The sequence below is a fragment of the Porphyromonas levii DSM 23370 genome, from assembly GCF_000379925.1.
GTDB lineage: Bacteria > Bacteroidota > Bacteroidia > Bacteroidales > Porphyromonadaceae > Porphyromonas_A > Porphyromonas_A levii.
The window spans coordinates 45,525-66,884 of record NZ_KB904261.1 but is presented as its reverse complement, the minus strand read 5'-3'; the positions used below and the strand labels follow the sequence as shown (position 1 = coordinate 66,884).

Below are 21,360 nucleotides of genomic sequence, written 5' to 3'. Positions count from 1 at the left end.
GAGTTGAATGGTAATTATTGTATATTGCCGTTATTACTTAGCATTTGCCGACGGATTGTGCTGTGCTTTATCTAGAGAGGCTTTAACGACTTCAAAGTCTAGAGAGGAGTTATTGGTGTCTTCATAACTCTTGCCATTCCACTTGCGTCTGATGGCTTTACCTGTGTCTTCTTTTTTCTTTTTCGCGTCAATTAAAGTCTTTTGCGAAACGCCAAACCATCCGGCATCAATCTTCTCGCCAATATTTCTCATCTTGTAGTCGTTCAGAGGGGATATGTTTACTGCATCAATAATCCACTCATTAGGCACTACAGGAGCTTCCGTATTACTATCGTAAAGGGCGCCATGGTGATGTCGTTCGGTAATCGAATAGTGTTTGAAGTAAGTCGGATCCTTGGTGCCCAGTTTAGTGAAGTACTCGTTATCCTTTACTTCGAAAAGGACTAAGGTTCTATTGGTGGGATCAAACTTGAAGTCCTCGTCTAAGAAGAAACCCCGTTTAAGGTTGGGAACATTGGGATTATCCTCACAGTCTTCTTCCTTAATTTGGTCTGAGGTGAGCCACTCAAAGTTTGCTTTAGAGAGGTCTGTTGATAGGGGATTGCCCTCCTCCTCAGAATTCTGATTGGGCTTAGTAAAGTCAATCGCCATCTTGGCAATAACGATAGTTGCACCTGCCTTGATGATATGCTCCTTCCCACTTCCTGGGATTTGTAGAATTTCATTTGCCGCAAAGTGGGTTTTGAAGAAATTGTCTTCTGGCTTATCAAACTTGGTCTGTGTGAGAGTATTGTTTGTATGGCGTGAAACCGCAATGCACAACCCATCAAGATATTTAGGCTCTTCAGTGGGGTTGAAGATCTTGATGTACATTGGTTTGGGGTCATGATACCCATATTCTTTTCCATTGACTGTGCGAGAACGCCAATTTCCTGAGTAGAAGACCTCCCATATTACGAGATGGTCTAGCTGAGTCTTGGAGCTATGTGGGTCAGGATTATCTCCTCCGTTTGCCTTAGGCTTACAGCCTACAAGGAGTGCAGTTAGGGATAGTATAACGATGTAAAACTTAACTTTTATCATAACTTTACAAATTTATTATCGGTGTCAAGATGCTAGAGAGAAGGGGGGGCAAAGAGCTCTACGCTCCGGAGTCGTCCCCCTCCTCTCTCCATGTACAATGTCTAAGGATAGATTTTTAGATGATCTACCGCATTATTTTTGGGTACTTGCCGACTCGCCTTGTTTTGCTGTTTCGAGTGAGGCTTTGACGACTTCAAAGTCATGGGAAGAGTTGTTGGTATCTTCGTAGATCTTGCCATTCCACTTGCGTCTTATGGCTAAGCCTGTGTGCTCCTGCTTCATAGAGTTTACAGACCACTTATGTAGAAATACCCCATACCATCCTCCGTCAATCTTCTCATCAACGTTCCTCATTTTGTATGCATTGATAGGAGAGATGTTTACTGCATCAATAATCCAGTCATTCGGCACTATCGGAGATTTCCAAAACTCATCATACGTATTTGAAGCAGCGTGTCTGGTAATAGTGTATTCTTTGTAAAACTCAGACTCTTCTTTGCCTATTTTTTCAAAGTACTCTTTATCCTTTGCTTCAAAAAGAATCAGGGTCCTATTAGTAGGGTTAAGCCCTTTCGACTCATCTTCTTCATAAAAGAATTTCCGTTCGAGGTTAGGGACTTTTGGGTTGTCTTTACTGTTATCCTCTTCAAACTGCTCAGTCATAGAGAACCACTCAAAGTTGGCTTTGCTTAGATCTAGGGATAGAGGATTCCCTTTTTCGGTTTCTTCATCATCTCCATTTTCTGAAGATTTCGTGAAGTCTCGAGCTATTTTGGCTACCAAAATGGTTTCTCCTGGCTTAATAGGATATTCTTGACCTTTCCCGGGGAATCGAAGAATCTCTCCCAATGCAGCGTTGGTTTTGCAAAAGTCTTGCTCGGGATTCTCGAGTTTTATCTCGGAATAGTCCGTGTTAAGATGAGCTGATGTAGCCAGCCCCAAACCATCAAGATATTTAGTCTCCTCTGTCGGATTAAAAATCTTTATGTACATAGGTCTCATATCTGCATATCCACGAGCTTCCCGACTACCATTTCTGGCTTGCCAGCTACCTGTGTAAAAGACCTCCCAGATAACGAGATGATCTAGCTTTGTTTGAGACGTAGGGATGTCAGGTCTGTTACCTACTTTGGGTTTACACCCAGGAAGTAGGGAGAAGAGTAAAAGAATACTTAGAAAGAACTTAACTTTTGTCATAACAATATAAGTGATGTTTATAAATTATATAATGTATCATAGGAAGAAAGAGCCATAGCCTTGCCCCCCTGATCCGTCATTGCCGACAACAACTCTGTTTCTGCTCAGCTCATATGCTTCTTCTGGCGTTACTCGTATCTCTTTCGCGATACTCACATAGAAGGGTTCGTAGGCATTAGGCGATGTAGGGTCGCTATCAAAGGCATCTGCGATAAGACAAACAGGAATATTAAATCTAATGATTTCTTCCCAACCGCTAGGGTCTATAGGTCCAGTATGTGGCGAACACTCCATAGCTTCTGCTCCTCTCGCTTTGTAATAATTCCTATTTTCGGGAGCTTTAACCAATAGTTTATTTCCATCTTTTCGCTTCATCACACGCACAGCAAGATAGAACTTCGGTAGTAAATGTGTGTCACGAGTGTACGGACGAAAGAAACTATCATCTGATTTTTTTATGCGATCTTTTTCCACCCATGGCTTTGCGTCAATTCCGTTGTCCCATCCCCAATCGAATGAAAAGTGTCCTTTGAGTCCCACACAATCAATGTCGCACTGATCCACATTCTCGGCTTCTTTTTTTGTAAGAGGTGGCAGAAGTTTGATGTTATAAAAAGCATTGACACCATTTGCCATATCGTCTTTCCTCCATGTGTCTCGGTAAGTGTACTGGAACACTTCGGGTGTGTGTTTCTGTCTCTCTTCAAGGCTTTTTTTGTCCTTAAAGTAAGGAGAGGGGATAGGCTCTTCCCCTCGAGGGTGCTTTGGCTCTTCCGTGGGTGTTAGCTGCCCTTTTCCTTGCCATCTTACATCCATTACATCGTAAGGTTCTCCCTCACTATCTAAATCACTGATGCAATAGAATATCTGGTATTCGTTGGAGTGCTTAAGGATAGAGTCGTTCATCAAATTCCCCTCCTTGTCGAAGAAATTAAGCAATAATGCCCAACGTCTTTTGGCACCTCCGATAAGGCGAATATGCTTAGGTGCCTCTAGCTTACGCTCGTTCTCTAGATAGGTGTTTATAGACTTGCTATCAAGTACTATTTCAGGATGTTGTCCACTTGGGCGGTTGAAGACCTCGAGGAACTCCTCTTGTGGCCAGGGTCCTTTCTCGTAGACATAGTTCCCATGCATCATGCCATCACCATGGTCATGCCCTTCCTTGAACATGAGATAGCACGAACCCCAGTTTGCAAAGGCTCCATTGGGGTCAGGATTACTAAGGTTAGGTGTTTCATTTTTCTTCCCTTGGTAAAGATCCATCTTAGTTCTCGGTATCTTGTGTTGGATACGTGGGTCATCCTCTGGAGCTACTTCTATTCTTCCAAAGACAAACTCTCCACAAGAAGTAAGAAGTAAGAGAAGAGTGGAGAGGGTAAAAACGTGTGTTGAAATATTTCTTTTCATATGTTTGAGGTACTACATTGTTGTAGAAGGAATCCTATGGAAGTAGTCAGATGAGTTGTCAATCATACGACTTACCTCTTCAGAGGTCGCATTAGGGTAAAATCTTTGCAGACTCTCAACAAAAGAATCTCGTTCTCCATCTAGATCTGCGATTACCTTAAAGGGCAGTGGAAAGTCCATATCGAAGCTATTCCAAGCACTAGAAATCTGGTAATGATAACGGAGATGATTTGGGTTACTCCAGAGATCATACTTCCCTTCCCGGGTCAGAATATGAGCTATAGATATCCGCATTTGGAAAGCAATACCAGATTGCTTGAATTGGAGTACACCTTTAAAACCCAAGGCGTCTCTCATGGCACCGGGGAGTAGCGATCGCTTTTGTCTGAGTAAGCTTACCGGTTTCCCTATACGTAGTCTTCCTAAATCATCAGAACCTACAACTATACTCCCTAATTCTGATTGAACGGGGTCTGTATCTCGGTATTCATAAGAGAATACTTCGGGGGTAATTGCAGCCAGTTCAGGCAATCCCAAAGCTCTGTATAGATAGTAGGTTTGTGCACTCTTCGGATCTACAAATGGCTGTGTTGCCCGATCTGAGATGGCATTCTCTGTGGCCTTCTGAGCGAGTAAATGGTTGTAACGAAGCTGGTTGGGTTCATGCCCTTTTTCAGGTGCATAAACGACAAATGGCGAAGCCATAGAGGCCCGTCTGGGTTTGCCTTGCTCATCGAACTGGTAAAGATATTTATCGTAATACAAGCTATCAAGAGACATTGGGTACACTACAGTGCTTTTGTCAAGAGAGTAGTTGTGTAGAGTAAAGAGCGTCTGGTGTACCATAAGGGTGTTATAATCCTCAGCCCCTTCTTTTCCCTCCTTCTCTGTATCATAACGAGAAAATTGGTAATTAATCTGCTTGCCATTGATATCGAAATATTTGAGTTCTAAGGCATAATATATGTCCTTCCCCTTAATCACATCGAAGTGTTTCCTGTTAGAACTGATACTGAGACTTCCAGTCTCATCTTTGTCTAGCGTAATCTCTTGATAGATAGGGAATGGAGTTTCATGCTGGCTAAGGTCGTAAGCACGATAGGTGCCTTTATTTGTCTTTCGTGCATATCTGAGGATTGCCTGTACTGAGTAGATCTGCTCGTGCCCTCGGACATCGCGCTCGATACTAGACTCTGGTGCCACCACGATAGGTGCCAATATGCTCTTCATACGCTCATTGGAGCATCCTGCAGTAAGTAGTACCACTAGGGGTAGGTATAATAGCTTTCTTAATTGTGTCATATCTCTCTTATTATCTTAAAAAGAAATGATTGTGCGTAAGGAAATCTGTGCCCCTCGTGCGTGGGCATAGTAGCGGAAGCGGTCGGTGTACTCCTTATATAAGGTATTGAAGATATTATCTCCCATCAGCATGAACTGAATATACCGAGCATTGGGGAGGTCGTACTTGAGTTCTGCCTGGGCATTGAGTAGGGCATAAGCTGGAGGACTATCTGGTACTAGGTCTTTTTCTGGGTCGAAGCGATGTTGCTTCGTTACATATTTACCATCAAGAGAAATGCCTGCGTGCCACTTCTTCTGCTCTCCCTTGCCGAAGTCAAAGGAATAGTTGGCCTCGAGAGAATACCTATCCGAGGGCATAAATGGGAGCCAAGCATTGGTCGTAAGGTTGCGGGCGTTGATCCACTCACCTTTGGCTGTAAACGACAGACCAGCAAGCGGCGCTACGACGACCGTGAGGTCGCCTCCTAAAAACTGCGCATCGTCTTGGGTGAAGATAAACTTGGGGTACTTGCCACTTGGATGATTGTGGAAGCGATCCTTTCCTTCTCCAATATTGTCGTATATGTAGTTATTGATGCGCTGGTAGAAGATACTTGGTTCCACCGAGAGCCAATCGTTATGGTACCGTCCTGCTAGAATAGACTTATAGCCCACTTCACTAGTCAGATTGGGATTACCTACCACCCAGTAGATACCGTGATTGAGTCCTGCGGCATAGAGCTCATTGATACTCGGAGGTCTCCAAGCCAAACCAATATTGCCCCTTACATCAATGTTATTGGTAATCTGGTAGTGAGCTGCGAGTGTGCCGGTCACGTTTTGGTGTACCATGAAGTCGTTGAAGTACTCAAAGTTGGTAAGACTCTTATAACCATCCACATGCATTGCCCTGAGGTCGTACCTTGCTCCTATAGAGGCTTGTAGGTTGCCAATGGTTACCTTATTGAGGAAGAAGGTACCCACGGTCATGGCAGCATAGTTAGGGATAAAGGCGGGTTGCTTAGTCCCAGGATAATTGAGGTTGTACTGGTACATCCCCGATATACCTGCTTGGGTATTCATACCCCAGAAGTTCCACCTGCCGTCCCAAGAGAGGTCGCCGTTGTATGTGATGAGGCGAAGGTCTTGTACAGGAAGCCAGCTGTAAGCAGCTATCTTTCTATTCTCGTACTCTTCACGGAGATTGTCTTGGTAGGAGAGCTTGAGCTGTAGCGTATGTCGGGGATGGATGCGCGCTTCTATATCGCCCTTTACCGTGAAATGCTGTACCTGCTGGAGCGGTGGCTCAATACGATAGGAGAAGGGTTTGAAGGAGTCCTCTTCGGGCCTCCCCGCCTTAAAACGCTCAAGGAGTTGGTTGACATCTGATATCTTGCTCGCATAGTAGATACCCGAGCGGAGGAAATAAAGGCTGGCGTAGACTGTGGCTGTGAGCCACTTGTTTTCGTATCCTGCTGTGCCCGAGAAACTCAGGTTCTGTATGCCGGTATTATTGAGGATATACTCTGCTGTGGAGTAGTCCCCAGTGCGTTTGTACATGCCATGGAGCCTGAGTCCCCACTCTTTGTATCCGAGATTGAGGCTCCCTGCCATATCATAGCCCTTACCATTGCTTTCGAAGCCTGTATTAAGTTTGCCGCCAACATAGAGCTTTTGGTGTCCATAGGGCAATGGCGCTTGATTGAAGAGGACGACACCGCCCTCTGCTCCGTAACCATAACGAATAGCCTCTGCTCCTTTGACTACTTCGATAAGGCTCGCACCCGTGTGATCAATCTCGGGGGCATGGTCGTCGCCCCAAGTCTGGCTCTCTAGGCGCACACCATTATTCATCAATAGGATACGGCTGCCGTGCATCCCCTGTATCACTGGTTTGGAGATATTGCTACCCGAACTGATAGAGCTCACACCAGGTACTGTCTCTAATAGCTTCGCTAGCGTAAGGGAGGGCGCCTTCTCTATGTCTTTCTTGCTAATCTTCACGGAGTGTTGCTGATTGGTGGTGTGTCTTCGCTCAGAGACTACGGTGACCTCCTTGAGGAGTTCGACTGATGCCACCATCTTGATCACAAGAGTTTTGCCCGCCCGATACTGATAGGTATGGGACTTGATTTCTTTATACCCCAAGGACTTGAGAGACAAGGTTATCTTAGAGGAGGATGAGGTGGGGATGGAACAATAACCATCGGCATCAGTCACAAAGCCCGACTTTTCGCACTTGATGACCACGCCAGGGATAGGATAGCCAGTATCCTGCTCTACCACTTGAACCCTTACCTTACTACTTTTCTGAGCGAGTGCAGACTGCGGCGCTAACCAGGAAAGCGCAAAACACAAGAAGAAAAGGAGATGTATGCTCCTTTTGAGATGACGAATCATAAATATAAACATGTATGTAATATGTAATAAATAAACAGCCTCCTATCCGTGGTAATACCTAGCGATAACGAGCGATCTCTAAGGATGGATAGGAATGTATCCAGGAGCAATCTTCTAGGCAAGATGGATGTGTGCAAGATCAAGGATAGAATGCTCCTTTAACATTGACGCAAAGATAAAAAGATTATGAATAATAGGGTATCCCTATAAGTAGGTATTTTGTGGCATCCATCAGCCCTTATCAGCAGCAAGGACGGAATATTACCTTTTCTATCTGTTATCTCCTATAGTAGTCAATGAATCTAGGTCGGTCGTCATTTTGAGACGTAGGGGTCGTATATTTTAGAATGTTGCACGGTGGTGAAATACAAGGCACTGAGACTGAGGCTGACGGGAGCGTACTCACGTACGTGACCGAAGCCGAAAGTCGAAAGTAACGCAGTAGTTCGCCGCCGTGCAACAGTCTCTTTATATGACCAATACCGAGTACGATTCAGGATAGCTAGCATGAAAAAAGAGGGCACCGAAGAAGTCTTCAGCACCCTCTTGCTTTATTCTGTAAGTAGGCCTATGCTCAGAAGCTATAGCCTAGGGATATGAGGAGCGTATTTACTCCAAAATCTTTTGCGGTAGAAATCCTATAGGCAGCATCGAGTGTAATACCTTGGTATTTAACACCTAGACCTAGTGTACCAAAGGATTGTGCATGCTGACCATACTGGAATCCTGCACGAGCAAAGAGGAAACCTTTATACCCATATTCGGTACCTAGCCCCATGGTGAATAGACTCGCCTCCTTGGGGAGGAAGAAATAACGAGTACCTGCAAGTAGGTTTACTTGATGTTTAGGAGTCAGCTGGAGATCTAGCCCACCGCTCAATTGGAGCGAAGTAGGTAGAGCATAGCTCATGCCCTCCGCCTTATATGAGAGAGGTGCACCTATGTCCATTACCCTCAGCCCTACGCTAGCTATTGCTGGGATATAGCCAAGGGTTACGTCGCCTTGGTAGTAAACTCCAAGAGCAAAGCTGCCAGTGTAGGAACCCTTACCAATCCATGAGGCAATGAGGTTAGCAGAAGCATCAACCGAGAATTGTTCGCTAAGCTTGAATGCATAGCCAGCGTCGATGATCCAATTAAAGGGCTTGACAACGACTCTATTGCTCTCTAGATTGCCATCTATATAGGTATGCTCAGTGCCACCCTGGTATCTGAAGCCTAGGAATGCTGCATGGCGGTCTAGAAAATGATAGGCTCCAGTAAGGTTGTATTGCATAGTACGCCCTGTGATGTCCTGAACCTTGGGGTACATTTCTGTACTGAAGTCAAACCGTAGTTTCTGATCCTGAAAGAGCATAGCACTGGGAGAGCTAAATAGATACATTCTATCTGTTTTCGCTCCTGTGGCTCCGCCCATAGCCGCTGTGCGAGCATCGGGGTTGCTTTGCAATACTGGGAGAGGACGACCTATCTGAGCCGATGCACTCAATACCCAAGAAAGTAGCAGTGCGGAGATAAATAGCTTTGTTTTCATCTCTATAATAATCTAATTGGATATTAATGTTTTAGGAAAGAGGTGCGATAGGTGCCCTTTGCCGATACCACTGTTAGGGTATAGGTGCCAGCTACCAATTTATGTACATCAAGGGTCACATGGTGGCGATTATCGATGATCTTTTCTTCTCTGAGCAATACCTCTCCCCTTACAGAGGTAATCACAAAGGTTGCAGACTTGAGCTCTCTATTGAGTGCTATATTTAGTTCAGTCTTGGTAGGTATTGGGTAAAGAAGATATACTGAGGCTTCTATATCCTGGACTACGCTAATCTTCAGATCAGAGCTTGATCTATTAATCCCATCATCATAAGTGAGTGTCAAAGGAGAGACCCCAATAGCCTTAGGGTCGAGGATAAGCATGCCCTCATTGACCTTGGCATCGATGATGTTGTCTTTTGCTCCTGTGATAGAGATTGCTGTTTTCATCCCTTGGGCAAAAGAGATAATATCGGTAAGGGCAATCTTATAGCCTTTGTCTTTGAGACCTACGATAATATCCTTGGATCCTACAAATCTAGGCGCTTGGTATTTGACCACCTTGTAGGTGATAGGGTACTCCTTAGCTTTCTTGTGCTCATCGATGAGCTTTAGGGTAAAGGTGTATTCACCCTCAGGCTGCTCAGGATAGATAGTGATATTGACTTTATCTTCACCACTATTACGCTTTATCACTACGCCCTTGAGTATACCACTCTTGTCGAGAGTCCACTTATGACCCTCTGGATCCTTCACGGTTAGTACGAGGTCTAGGGTAGACCTATTGGTGAGGGTAAGAGGCATATCGGATAGCCCGCTAATGACGGCAGGAGCTTCGTTCTTTTTGGTCTGGAACTCACCCTTTACGATACCAGACTTAGCACCCCAGCGGTCGACAGCACGGATAGCATAGAAGTACTTGCCTTCGTCTGTAAGTTCATCAGAGGTGTATTTTACCTTTTGTCCTACCCTGAGGGTCTCACCGAAGATCTTGATAGGGGTAAGCTGGTCTAGCTCACTATCGTTGGTGATAGCCTTGTCGGTAATATAGAGGTCGTAGAACTGTGCTACCTGGTTGTGCGCATCGGCATCCTTAGATACATCCCATGTAAAGTCTACATAGGTATAGTCTGCAGTAGCGACTACGTTGGCTGGGGTTGCAGGAGCAGTATTGTTTGCCCCTTTAGCGTCTAGAGCTCTAGCGGCATCTATGTATCCGGCACCAAGTTTCCCACGATAGTTGGCATGGTTGAGCGCATTGATGTCGTAAGGACGCAGTGCTGTAGTGAGCATCTCTTTAAGTTGTTTATTGGTAAAGCCCTGCTTGCCATATTTGGAAACGACCAATGCGGCAATGCCTGATACATGAGGACAAGCCATGGAAGTCCCCTGCATAAATCCATACTTATTCTTCGGTAATGTGCTGAAGACACCACCAAACTTCCCGAACTTGCCTTGGTCTCCACCTGGAGCCATGATATCGACCCAACTACCATAGTTGGTAAACTCCGACTTGGTGAAGTCACTTGCCATAGATGATACAGCAATTACTTCTGAATACATAGCAGGAGAGGCATCATAGCCTACGTAGTCATTACCAGCTGCAAATATCACTACTCCTCCTGCCATAGGAGAGTCTGGGAGTTGTTCCTTGCCGTCCTTATCCATGCCAGCATACTTGATAAAGTAGTCGATAGACTCTTTATCGTGTGGAAGTACTTGGCGAGGTCCTGGATATCTATAGCCCCAAGAGTTCTGGCTGATAACGGCGCCATGGTCTGCACCGTATTTGATACCTATGGACGAAGGAGGTGTTTTATCATTGCTATAGCCATATACCTGAGCACTGATTAGGCGAATACCTTTGCCTTTTCCATCTCCACCAGCGATACCGGCGACACCCTTCCCGTTGTTATTCACAGCGGCAACAGTACCAGCTACGTGGGTTCCGTGACCATCAACGTCTGGATATATGTTTTTGCCATGGTCTTTCCCATCTTTATCTTTAATGAAGTTGTAGCTATTCTCTATGTCGAGATTATCTACTAGGTCTTCATGCTTGAGGTCGATGCCGCCATCTACGATACATACCTTAACCTTAGGTGAACCTGTCTCTACCTCCCAAGCTTCGAAGAGGTTGATATCTGCTCTTGGCTTAGAGTACACTCTGGTACCATTGTTGTAGTAGTGCCACTGTAGGGATAGGAAGGGGTCATTGAAACCAGAGATTGCATCTGCCTTTTCTTCCTTAGGAATTTCGTCGGCAGACATAGGCGTGACCTTTACCTTAGGAAGCGTTTGAACATATGAGAATTCGACATACTCAAAGTCCTCCAGACTACGTACTATCGAGCGAGTCTCGGGTAGTTCTTGCTGTTCATCAAACTCAAGTATCATCCAACGGTCTAGTCCCTCTCGCTTTGTGCGCTCTTCAAATTCACCTGCAGGTGGAAATAGTCGCGTCATTCTCTTGGTGCCGATACTTCTTAAAATACACTGAGTCTCACTAGGGAGACTTCTTAGGTTGAGCTCCTCAGGCATTACTCGATAGTCCCCCAAGCTTCTCAATCCAGAGTCGGATAGCTTTATGATAAGTTGTCCTCGTGTGATATTATTGGCTCGCAGAGCTGCCATTTCGTCCTCTGTCATATTAAAAGGAACAGAGGAGGAATTCTCCACTACGTCTTGATTCTTCTCCTTTATTTCCTCTCTACTATTGGCGCAGCTATGGAGAGTAAAGAGCAAAAAGAGTAGTGGTATAGTGGTATATAATTTTAATCTTCTTCTCATAATGGGTGTTAGTTCTTCATTTGTTTTAGAATAGGGGAGAAACAATGGGAAGCGTTGAGGATATCATTAACGAAGTGTCTCTCGGCGTATTCCCCTCGCATAGCAGCTTCATAAAACAACTGGTCGTCTGCTGCTATGGCAGCTTTGAGATTGCTTTCAGGACGAGTTAATGTCAATGACATCATCTTGTCATGCCCTTCAAACCATTTTTGGGCTTCTGAGCCTAAGAACATCTGAATCCGTAATAACATATTGTCGGACTCACGAATATAATCTATGCCATCTCGTCTTATACCTGAATACCTGAATCCATTAGCAACGAGTAGGTCATTGAATTCTCGTGTTACTTTATATGACTTTTCATCAGGCATAAATACTCCTAAGTTATAATCAACGAAGCAGAGTCGAAGCATATTCATGGATTGAATAAACTCTGGCACTACGTTTTTCGCCCCATGTTTGTCAATTAATGTAACATTGTAGCTAGAGAATCTATAGTCTGCAATATGCTTATCAGTTTTATCTTTCTTTATTTTATAGACCATATGGATGGTCTCATCGTCATTTTTACAATACTGATGAGAAGGATCCACGTCTTTAACGGTCAAGTGATGCAAAACAGTGCTACCAAGTCCTTCTTCCAAGCTCTTTACATCGCTGAAGTGATAATTGGAGTTGTTGAGCATCTTAATTAGATCCGTAGGCTCTAGAGGGAGCTTAGGGAAGGTCTCATAAGGCTTGTCTTGAATGATCTGAGGCATAAACTGAGCAACATACCCTATCACCTTTGAGGAGTCAAACTTGTCTTTTACTGCTTTAAGATCTAGCCATAGTGAGCCATCTTGGTTTTCAAGCTTTGGCTTTTCATCAGTGGAACCATGTCTTTCTTTATAGCCATTTGCCTCTAGAAAAGTACGATAGCCACCTCCTTTTTGAAGTTCCGTCTTATCTGCGATTGGAACTTCAGCCGTCTGGTATGCTAGAACATACTCTGCGCTTCTTCTGTAGATAATTGTGGGCGTTTTCTCTAGTCCCGTAAGGAAGAATAGTACGTGGTCACTTTTTCCTAGCCATGTCTCTTCTGAAGGTAAATAAAACCCAAGTATATAGCCTTTTTCTACCCCGTGCCTGATGATAGCTCCTACATCAAATACGCGTAAGTTTTGTTCAAAAGGGAGCGCATAGGCTAGACGACCTTTCTGAGTGACCGTCATCTCTTTCTTGTCGCCACCCTCAACATTGATGCCGATAACAACCTCTCTTTGCTCAACTGTCTTATTAGGCTTAACCTCTAGATAGATAAGTCCTGCTTTTTTGTCGGCTTTTGCTTCAATCCAATCGTTCCCTTTCGGGAGGTCTGTGAGTGACCATTTGGTAGTGTTCGCCTTTACCTCTACTGTTATTAGTCCTCCACGGATAGGGGCATTGACTACATTATTGGTTAGTGTCAATGCTGCGTCGGCAGCACTCTGCCGTAGGCTTACTTTCTTCATTGCGCCCTCCGAGGTAACCACTATTGTGGTGCTTCTTGGCTGGGAAGTAAGGTTGAGATCAGTAGTAATCATGATCTTATCCCCTTCCTGCTTTATCGAAGCCCATTTTACCTCGGGGGTAAAGAAGGCATTCCAAGAAGTCGCTGAGGCTTTTACCATCACCTCCGCACTTGTCTCTATCTTCCCAAGCTCTATGCTTTCAGAAGATAGTTCAATCGTCTGGGGCGTGTTGCCTTTTCTCGAGGTATCACTCTTCTGGCAACTTGCCAAACAGACAAGTGTACAGAGAAGAGCACACCATTGAAGTATTCTGTTTTTCATCTGACAATTCTTTTAGTCTTAAATGCAATTCTTACTTTTGAAACAGAGGAGAGGTGTTGTCTCCCTCTATCAATATCAGTTGATATTCGCCTGACTTCAGACGTGTAAACTGATACTCAGGATATTTGTGACTGCTAAAGTTAGGTTTAGCTGAAGATCCTTCTTTTTCATTAGGTATTTGGAAGTAGCCTATCTGAACGTGAGGATTTCCTCCCATTATCGGGTCGTTGATATTATTGCTAAAGGTGACGTGTAGGACTTCTTTAGCATCCTTTATTTCTTTTAAATACAGCTGTGTACCATTGAGATTGCGCAAGAATGAGTAACCTTCTTTTTTGAGGAGTTTATGGAACTCTTCCGTTACATCCCATCCAGAGTTTTTAGGCTTGAGATAAACGGCTCGGGTGTACTCCTTGAAAAACAAGATGTACTCATTGACAGATCCTAAGTATTCAGGTGCAAACTGAATCTTAGACTGAGTGTGGTGGTAAAAGCCATACCAGCGTAAGTTTTCTTCTTCTGTCTTAAGTTGCTGATTTGCTTTTGGTTCAAACAATATATTTTCGATTTCTTGATCGTAGGGAGCATCATTCATCTTTCTCGCTTTCTCTGTACTCCCAAGGCTCTTCTCTAGACGAAGAACATCGTCAAGTTTCTTATCTTTTTTGTTGAAAACTGTGTCGTAAACTTTTCCATTTGCTCCCTTTGGTAGAACAGAGAAAGTCGCATAGGCTTGTTCTTGAGGATAAACAGGTACAAATCCCACTAAGGCAAAATCCCCATAGGCAGGGTCAAAATCTATAATGGCAATTGCCTTCCCATCTTTCCTTGTGAAGTGGCGCCTTTTTTCAGGTTGTCTTGAAGGTGTTTCTTCATAATTATTTTTAACTAGAAAGGCTGCGTACTCATCTATCTCCACACGATTTTCTGTATCCTTATATATTAGCTTGAGGATAGATTGTTCATACTTAGGATCTATTATTGTTGTTGTATAGATCAGTAACGGCATAACGCTACTAGACGTATTGAATATGATCTTCCCTTTCTTAGGTGATGAAAAAGCATCTCCCTTTTGAGGAAAAGCATATTGCTGCATTACAGATCCACGAGCTTGCTCGTGCTGTATGAGGTTATACTCACTGTACTCTCTCCAGTCTTGGTCAAATGGTAGCAGATACTTTGCTGTCCCTATTTGTTTGATGGAGATAAGTTTCTTTGTGCCATTGCTAAGTGTGGCAATAACTTCTGCCGTACGAGTTTCAAAGCTAGGATTAGTGGTGGTTTCTATTACGAGCATATCGCTCTGCCCGTTACCGCCCTTTATGCTAAGCCACTCTATCTCGCTTGCAAGAGGCTCTAGGCGCCATGAAGCGTTGTTGGACTCAACTGCTACGATCTTTATACCGCCCTGTGCAGGGAGAACCAATTCATTATTTTCTGATAAAGTGAAGATGACATCAGCACTTGATTGTTTGATGCTGATATTCTTATTTACACCATTGGCTGAGATGACTAATGTCGCTGTGCGGTCGTCAGCAGTTTTATTTTCAGATACAGAGATGAGTGCATTGTCGCCCTCTTTGGTTACCTTGAGCCACTCCTCTGTAGTGTTAGTAAAGAAGTCCCAAGCATCACTATTGGTCTCAATAGTTATCTTTTCTTGACCTCCTGTATTTGCAAAGGTGACGTCACCCTTACTGATAGATAGGGTCGTTACGTCACCCTTAGCATTGATGTCCTGGTTTGGGACACAATTGGTGAGACCTACAAGGAGTAGAAGCGAACCCACCAAGTAAATAGACAATTGTGTAATTTTTGTCATAGATCTGATTATTTTGTTGAATTGTTAATGTGACACAAGTATCGTACTCGGGTCAGTGTTATTTATCTCTCATATCTGGTGAAATCTAGCTTTGGTATAGATGTTATCTTATACCTAATGACAAGAATTCACTAAAAGTGGTCGAAAGATATATATTTTTCTTTAGAATAACAAACTTTTGTCTGGTGTATTAGGGTGAGAGTTTGGTGTGGAAAATGAATATTTAATGAGAAAATATAAGAAAATAGGTTCTGTTCCTTTCTCTTAGAAAATTTAGAGAGGCTGTGTTTTAGCTTGTAAATTAACGGAAGTTTTGTGCTGGGTGGCATTAATAGGAGAATTTTTCCCCTATAGAGAAGTTGTGTTGGCGTAATGCGTGCCCTTCTACAAGCGTTCGCACTGTACGGTAGTCTATATATCAGAGGCAGTCCCTCAGGCGAGGGACTCTAGTTCTTCCCGTCAGGGACTCCGGTCCCTTGCGGGAGAGACTTTCTCTACTCGGTATATTGAGTGTGTCTTCTCGGTAGAGGACGTTTGGGTGAGGTGTAAAGAGTAGGGCTGGCTCCGTACTTGGAACCAGCCCTATTCGCTAAAGTGTATGCTTTGCTGTTGTTAGTTGAGACAGCCTACGGTGTCTAATGAGGTGAGCGCTGCTACATCTACAATCTCTTTGACTGTAGCTCCGTGGTCTACGAAGTAGATTGGCTTAGCAAGCCCAATCTGGATAGGACCTACTACGCTCTCGGTGCTATCTAGCGACTTTAGTAGCTGGTAGCAGGCATTGGCGGCAGAAAGGCGAGGGAAGACGAGGATATTCGCCTTTTGCCCTTTTATCTTATTGTCAGGATACTCTTCATCGCGCTTTTGTGGATTGAGCGCTGTAGTTACTTGCATCTCACCATCTACATGAAGGTCGGGATACTTATCGTGTAGGATGGCTACTGCTTTGCGAGCCTCTACTGACGATTCTGCGCTGCCGCTTCCAAAGTCTGAGAAGTTGACGAGTGCGATATTAGGCTCAAGCCCTAGGCATCTTACCTTATCCGCAGCAAGCACTGTAATATCTACTAACGTATCTGCCTTAAGATTTTGATTGATAAGCGTGTCTACGAGGAAGAGAGGTCCTTTCTTGAGCGTTACCATGTGCATGGTGGCAAAGTGGCTGAAGCCTTCCTTGACACCTACTGTAGAGAGTGCTACCTCCTTGAGGTAGTTGTAGTTTGAATACAATCCAGTAATCATGCCCTCGGCATCTCCGCATTGTACCATCATCATCCCAAAGTAGTTGGGGTCGTACATTTTGTCTTGGGCTTCGCTAATCTTCCCACCTTTGCGCCAGTTTTGCTTAGCGAATTGCTGCGCATACTGTATTCTCTTCTCGTGGAACTCTGGCGATCTATGATTGATAACCGTCACACCTGTGAGGTCGAGCTCGTTGATCATCGCCTTGTGACGAATGCTTTCGGCGTCGCCCAAGATGATAGGTTGACCGATACCCTGTCGGAGCACTTCTACTGCTGCTTTGACAGATACGGTATGCTCGCCTGCTGCAAAGACGATACGTCTTGGATTGAGCTTCGCAGAGTTGTATACCCTACGGACTAGGCTATTGACATTGCCTACACGAGCAAATACTTCTTCTTCGTATGCCTCCCAATCGGTGATAACCTTGCGTGCAACGCCCGACTCGATGGCAGCCTTAGCCACTGCTAGTGAAACACGGAGAATCAGGCGTGGGTCGACTGGCTTGGGAATGAAGTAGCTAGGTCCGAAGTGTAGAGGTATATTGCCATAAGCTAGTGATACCTCTTCGGGTACTGGCTCTAGGGCTAGCTCCGCAATGGCTTTCGTGGCAGCCATCTTCATCTCTTCGTTGATGCCAGTGGCGCGTACGTCTAGTGCACCTCGGAAGATGTATGGGAATCCGATAACGTTATTGATCTGGTTAGGATAGTCCGACCTCCCTGTTGCCATCAAGACATCAGGGCGGGCTGCCATAGCCTCTTCGTAGGTAATCTCTGGATCAGGGTTAGCAAGGGCGAAGATGATAGGGCTTGGAGCCATCTGCTGTACCATCTCAGTCTTGAGTACTCCAGCACGTGAGAGCCCGAGGAATACATCGGCTCCTACGATAGCATCTGCAAGGTCATGGACATCGCGTGCTGTAGCGAAGTAGGCCTTTGCTTCGGAAAGGTTGGGTCTATCCTTACGGATAGCGCCTTTGGAGTCGAGCATTATAATATTCTCAATACGCGCTCCGAGAGCTACATAGAGTTTGGTACAGGAGAGAGCCGAAGCGCCTGCGCCACTTACTACAATCTTGACTTCCTCTATCTTCTTGCCCGCTATCTTGAGCGCGTTGAGTAGTCCAGCGGCAGATATGATGGCGGTACCGTGTTGGTCATCGTGCATCACTGGGATGTCCAATTGCTTCTTGAGCTCCTGCTCGATATAGAAGCACTCAGGAGCTTTGATATCCTCTAGGTTGATACCACCAAATGTGGGCGCTAGAGACTTGACAATCTCCACGAACTTTACTGGGTCTTTCTCGTCGATCTCTATGTCGAAGACATCGATACCTGCGTATATCTTGAATAGGAGACCTTTGCCCTCCATTACTGGTTTGCCTGCTAGAGCCCCAATATCGCCTAGTCCGAGTACTGCTGTACCGTTGGAAATCACTGCCACTAGGTTGCCTTTGGAGGTAAAGTCGTAAGCCTGTTCGGGCTCTGTCTCTATATCTAAGCAAGGCACTGCTACGCCTGGGCTATAAGCGAGCGTTAGGTCTCGCTGAGTAAGGTATGGTTTGGTGGGTCGTACCTCTATTTTGCCAGGCTGCGGAAGGGCATGGTATGCCCTTGCTGCCTCTGATAAATCCTTCTTCATCATATATATCTATTAATCGTCATTACGGAAATATTCAAAAATCGTTGTCGCTTCCCTCTCTCCTTAGTCTTTGAGAGGCTATCTCGGAATCTTGAGTTTCTGCCCAAGTCTAATCATATTCCCTCTGATGCCATTTGCCTTACGGATCTTGGCTACAGTAGCGCCCTTGTACTTTGCAGCGATACTGGAGAGCGTTTCACCGCGCTTTACGGTATGATACCTAAACTCGGGTTCTGGCTTGGTCTTAGTCACTTTTGCTATGGTTTTACTACCCGACTGCTCTATACGAAGGCTCTGACCTCTCTTGAGTCGGTCGGTGCGTAGACTATTCCAGTCCTTGATCTCCTTGACGCCGACGCCGTATTTGCGAGCAATGCTTGATAGCGTCTCACCCTTGGATACAGTATGCGTAATGGTTTCACCAAGCGCTTGCTCACTGTCTTCTTCGTGGGTGGTAGCAAGCGTAGTATCAGTAGTGGTGAGAGGTGGCAGTTTCTCTTTGTAGAGGAGAGCGAGGGAGTCCTTCTTGATACTAAAGCTAGTGGCATCGGCAGTAGGTAGCCGTAGTATCTGTGTGCCGTTATTCCCAGGGATAATCTCTCTACGGTATTGAGGGTTGAGATCCCTGATAATATCTAGGCCGACGCCACTAAGGGTACTAATCTCACTAAAGGTTACTTTCCTATTGATATGCACGGTGTCAGTTGCTAGCGGAACCGTAACAGTGTACGGGCGGATGTTGTGCTCCTGATAATGCTCCATCGCATAAAATGCTGCGATAAAGAATGGGACGTAGGAGCGGGTCTCCCTAGGCAGGTGCTGGTAGATCTGCCAGAAGTCTGTCTTGCCGCCCGACCGCCGAATAGCCTTATTGATATTGCCTGGACCGCAGTTGTAGGCAGCGATAGCCAGCATCCAATCGCCATATAAAGCGTACATATCTTTGAAGTACCGAGCCATCGCCTCGGAGCTTTTCCGAGGGTCGCAGCGCTCATCCACCATACTATCTATATGTAGACCGTAAGCCTTGCCTGTAGGGAGCATGAACTGCCATAGCCCTTTAGCACCAGCACGGCTAACGGCAGTGGGGGTAAGGGCACTCTCTACGATAGCGAGGTACTTAAGCTCTAGCGGGAGCCCATACTTATCAAGTGCGGCCTCGATAATGGGGAAGTAATAGGTGGCTTTGGCGAGCATTACACTTAGGAGACTACTACGCTTATTTACGTATAGTTCGATAGCCTCACGTACCGTAGGATTGTACGTGAGAGGGATAGCGCTCTCCATAGAATGGAGACGGTTGCGGTAGAGCTGGTCTAGGGTACGGGTCTCCTCGGTAGTTCGTACTGGTTTGGCGAGGTTGTAGTACTCTCTGTATCTATTATTGAATAGGGAGTCGAAAGTCATTTCGAAGCTCTCGGGCAATCGCCCGATGTCGCCTATCTTCATCTCCTCTTGTGCCGAAGCCATAGGGGGGAGCAGGAGGAGGGTTATCCCGATAAGTAGCTGTTGTAAGGCTCTATTCATTAGAATGTAAGTGCTAATTGTATGCCCACACCACTATCGGGGGTCTGTGGAGTAGGGGGCATGTATGCTGGCGAATAGGTGAGGGTGAGGTTGGGGGAGATGTCGAAGCTATACAGCTCGGCATCTACATAAGCATCGATCATAAAGAGCGCATAGACAGCCACGCTAACAATGATACTCATGTCGCGATAGCGGCGGAAGAAGTCCCGACCACGCTTCAGCTGGTCATGGAAGGCGGAGTTATTCACATAGCTCTCGGGATCCGCACCAAAGGGTACAAACTCTTTCCACGACTGAAACTCCATTGGTGTGTCGCTCTTGATGTCACGAAACGCAGTGGCATATTCGTTGAGGTTATTATTATTCCAGGAGATAGCGTAATAGCAAGCAGTGTAGGCACCTATAACGATAGGCAGTTTCCAGTAGACCCTATTGTAGATCTGTCCACCTCCGGGTATAATGCTAAAGAGTACGGCTTTCGTAGAATTGGGTTTCCAAGGTTTGCCGTCTTTAGTCTGTATAGGCGCTACTGCTGCTAATTTTTTAGCGGTTTCCTTTGCCGCTTCTGTTTTTGGGGTGACTCGCTGTATCTGATTGGCTATTTCCTCCTTGGTCGGCGTAGGTATAGTGTCGGGTACCTGCTGCCCATGGGCAGAGAGCGCGAAGACTACTGTGACTAATATAGCCCAGAAGCTATACCTGAGAGCCTGTATCATAGCTTGTCGAGGAGCGTAAGGATATGCTCCAGTTGGTCGTTATTCTCAAACGGGATGGCAATCTTGCCTTTCCCTTTCTCGCTGAGTGTCATAGAGACCTTCGTGCCGAATAGATTGCGGAAGCGCTTGGTGAGGAGCTTCACTTCCTCACTACTATTGAGTGGCTTCGCTTGCTTCGTAGGCTGTTTGCTGGGGGCTTCAGTATCAGGTTCGTTGTACGTGCGTACCATCTGCTCTAGTTCTCTTACCGATATCTGATCTCGGAGTACCTGCTCATAGAAAGCGAGCTGTACCTCTGGGTCTTCAATGCCGAGGAGAGAGCGTGCATGCCCCATCGATACTTTGCCATCCTTGAGTCCCATCTGAATCTCTGCGGGGAGCTTGAGTAGGCGGATTGTATTCGAGATAGTGGCGCGCTTCTTACCCACACGGGCGCTTAGCTCCTCTTGGGTGAGGTCGTAGCGCTCTATGAGATTCTTAAAAGCCAGAGCCACTTCAATGGCATTGAGATCCTGACGCTGTATATTCTCGATCAGCGCCATCTCCATAATCTGTTCATCATCGGCAGTACGGACATAGGCGGGAATCGCCTCTAGTCCCGCAATATTCGCTGCTCTAAACCTACGCTCTCCACTGATAATCCTATACTTGTTGTCAGATAGCGCATGTACAGTGATGGGTTGGATGAGACCAATATGCTTGATGGACTGCGCTAACTCCTGCAGTGCCTCGTCATCGAAGTCCGTACGGGGTTGCTCGGGATTAGGGATGATATCCACTAGTGCAATCTCATTGATGGATGATGAGCCCTCCGCCGCCACACCGCTGTAGTCGGTAGTGATGAGGGCATCTAGTCCACGTCCGAGACTATTCTTCTTACTGTTATTCTTATTCATAA

At 45.5% G+C, this 21,360-nt stretch carries 13 protein-coding genes; all 13 read right to left on the bottom strand.

All coding sequences use genetic code 11. The features are described 5' to 3' along the window. Nucleotides 1-33 precede the first annotated feature (33 nt). Nucleotides 34-1,083 (bottom strand): DUF4876 domain-containing protein, encoded by a 1,050-nt coding sequence (locus A3GG_RS0106815; RefSeq protein ID WP_018358561.1) that lies wholly within the window; start codon nucleotides 1,081-1,083, stop codon nucleotides 34-36. A gap of 132 nt (nucleotides 1,084-1,215) precedes the next feature. Continuing rightward, complete coding sequence (locus A3GG_RS0106810) at nucleotides 1,216-2,280, bottom strand: DUF4876 domain-containing protein (RefSeq protein WP_018358560.1); 1,065 nt, start codon at nucleotides 2,278-2,280, stop codon at nucleotides 1,216-1,218. Between the two features lie 36 nt (nucleotides 2,281-2,316). Then, nucleotides 2,317-3,690 carry a hypothetical protein gene (locus A3GG_RS0106805; RefSeq protein WP_018358559.1) on the bottom strand — a complete coding sequence of 458 codons (1,374 nt, stop codon included), beginning with the start codon at nucleotides 3,688-3,690 and terminating at the stop codon, nucleotides 2,317-2,319. Nucleotides 3,691-3,702: 12 nt separating this feature from the next. Next, on the bottom strand, nucleotides 3,703-4,992 hold the full coding sequence (locus A3GG_RS0106800) for a hypothetical protein (protein WP_018358558.1): 1,290 nt from the start codon (nucleotides 4,990-4,992) through the stop codon (nucleotides 3,703-3,705). Nucleotides 4,993-5,007: 15 nt separating this feature from the next. Continuing rightward, nucleotides 5,008-7,374 (bottom strand): TonB-dependent receptor, encoded by a 2,367-nt coding sequence (locus tag A3GG_RS0106795; protein ID WP_156808699.1) that lies wholly within the window; start codon nucleotides 7,372-7,374, stop codon nucleotides 5,008-5,010. Nucleotides 7,375-7,948: 574 nt separating this feature from the next. After that, entirely contained in the window at nucleotides 7,949-8,908 is a 960-nt protein-coding gene (locus A3GG_RS12850) for a PorV/PorQ family protein (protein ID WP_018358556.1), read from the bottom strand. Nucleotides 8,909-8,931: 23 nt separating this feature from the next. Beyond that, nucleotides 8,932-11,697 (bottom strand): S8 family serine peptidase, encoded by a 2,766-nt coding sequence (locus A3GG_RS12045; protein ID WP_018358555.1) that lies wholly within the window; start codon nucleotides 11,695-11,697, stop codon nucleotides 8,932-8,934. An 8-nt stretch (nucleotides 11,698-11,705) separates the two neighbouring features. Beyond that, nucleotides 11,706-13,511 (bottom strand): BACON domain-containing protein, encoded by a 1,806-nt coding sequence (locus tag A3GG_RS0106780; protein WP_018358554.1) that lies wholly within the window; start codon nucleotides 13,509-13,511, stop codon nucleotides 11,706-11,708. 31 nt (nucleotides 13,512-13,542) lie between these two features. Beyond that, the gene (locus tag A3GG_RS0106775) at nucleotides 13,543-15,333 is read right to left on the bottom strand and encodes a BACON domain-containing protein (RefSeq protein ID WP_018358553.1); all 1,791 of its coding nucleotides are present in this window, start codon (nucleotides 15,331-15,333) and stop codon (nucleotides 13,543-13,545) included. Nucleotides 15,334-15,945: 612 nt separating this feature from the next. Beyond that, nucleotides 15,946-18,219 carry an NADP-dependent malic enzyme gene (locus tag A3GG_RS0106770; protein WP_026215689.1) on the bottom strand — a complete coding sequence of 758 codons (2,274 nt, stop codon included), beginning with the start codon at nucleotides 18,217-18,219 and terminating at the stop codon, nucleotides 15,946-15,948. Between the two features lie 78 nt (nucleotides 18,220-18,297). Beyond that, on the bottom strand, nucleotides 18,298-19,746 hold the full coding sequence (locus tag A3GG_RS0106765; protein WP_018358551.1) for a lytic transglycosylase domain-containing protein: 1,449 nt from the start codon (nucleotides 19,744-19,746) through the stop codon (nucleotides 18,298-18,300). Next, complete coding sequence (locus A3GG_RS0106760; RefSeq protein WP_018358550.1) at nucleotides 19,746-20,462, bottom strand: DUF5683 domain-containing protein; 717 nt, start codon at nucleotides 20,460-20,462, stop codon at nucleotides 19,746-19,748. Before A3GG_RS0106760 ends, A3GG_RS0106765 begins: the two co-directional genes overlap by 1 nt. Then, on the bottom strand, nucleotides 20,459-21,358 hold the full coding sequence (locus A3GG_RS0106755) for a ParB/RepB/Spo0J family partition protein (RefSeq protein WP_018358549.1): 900 nt from the start codon (nucleotides 21,356-21,358) through the stop codon (nucleotides 20,459-20,461). The genes A3GG_RS0106760 and A3GG_RS0106755 overlap by 4 nt, the downstream gene beginning before the upstream one ends. Nucleotides 21,359-21,360 lie beyond the last annotated feature (2 nt).

Bases quoted from the DNA above. Each gene is read 5' to 3' on its own strand.
- A3GG_RS12045 (WP_018358555.1), bottom strand. From the start codon at position 11,697: ATGAGAAGAAGATTAAAATTATATACCACTATACCACTACTCTTTTTG.
- A3GG_RS0106770 (WP_026215689.1), bottom strand. From the start codon at position 18,219: ATGAAGAAGGATTTATCAGAGGCAGCAAGGGCATACCATGCCCTTCCG.
- A3GG_RS0106775 (WP_018358553.1), bottom strand. From the start codon at position 15,333: ATGACAAAAATTACACAATTGTCTATTTACTTGGTGGGTTCGCTTCTA.
- A3GG_RS0106780 (WP_018358554.1), bottom strand. From the start codon at position 13,511: ATGAAAAACAGAATACTTCAATGGTGTGCTCTTCTCTGTACACTTGTC.
- A3GG_RS0106760 (WP_018358550.1), bottom strand. From the start codon at position 20,462: ATGATACAGGCTCTCAGGTATAGCTTCTGGGCTATATTAGTCACAGTA.
- A3GG_RS12850 (WP_018358556.1), bottom strand. From the start codon at position 8,908: ATGAAAACAAAGCTATTTATCTCCGCACTGCTACTTTCTTGGGTATTG.
- A3GG_RS0106755 (WP_018358549.1), bottom strand. From the start codon at position 21,358: ATGAATAAGAATAACAGTAAGAAGAATAGTCTCGGACGTGGACTAGAT.
- A3GG_RS0106805 (WP_018358559.1), bottom strand. From the start codon at position 3,690: ATGAAAAGAAATATTTCAACACACGTTTTTACCCTCTCCACTCTTCTC.
- A3GG_RS0106810 (WP_018358560.1), bottom strand. From the start codon at position 2,280: ATGACAAAAGTTAAGTTCTTTCTAAGTATTCTTTTACTCTTCTCCCTA.
- A3GG_RS0106815 (WP_018358561.1), bottom strand. From the start codon at position 1,083: ATGATAAAAGTTAAGTTTTACATCGTTATACTATCCCTAACTGCACTC.
- A3GG_RS0106800 (WP_018358558.1), bottom strand. From the start codon at position 4,992: ATGACACAATTAAGAAAGCTATTATACCTACCCCTAGTGGTACTACTT.
- A3GG_RS0106795 (WP_156808699.1), bottom strand. From the start codon at position 7,374: ATGATTCGTCATCTCAAAAGGAGCATACATCTCCTTTTCTTCTTGTGT.
- A3GG_RS0106765 (WP_018358551.1), bottom strand. From the start codon at position 19,746: ATGAATAGAGCCTTACAACAGCTACTTATCGGGATAACCCTCCTCCTG.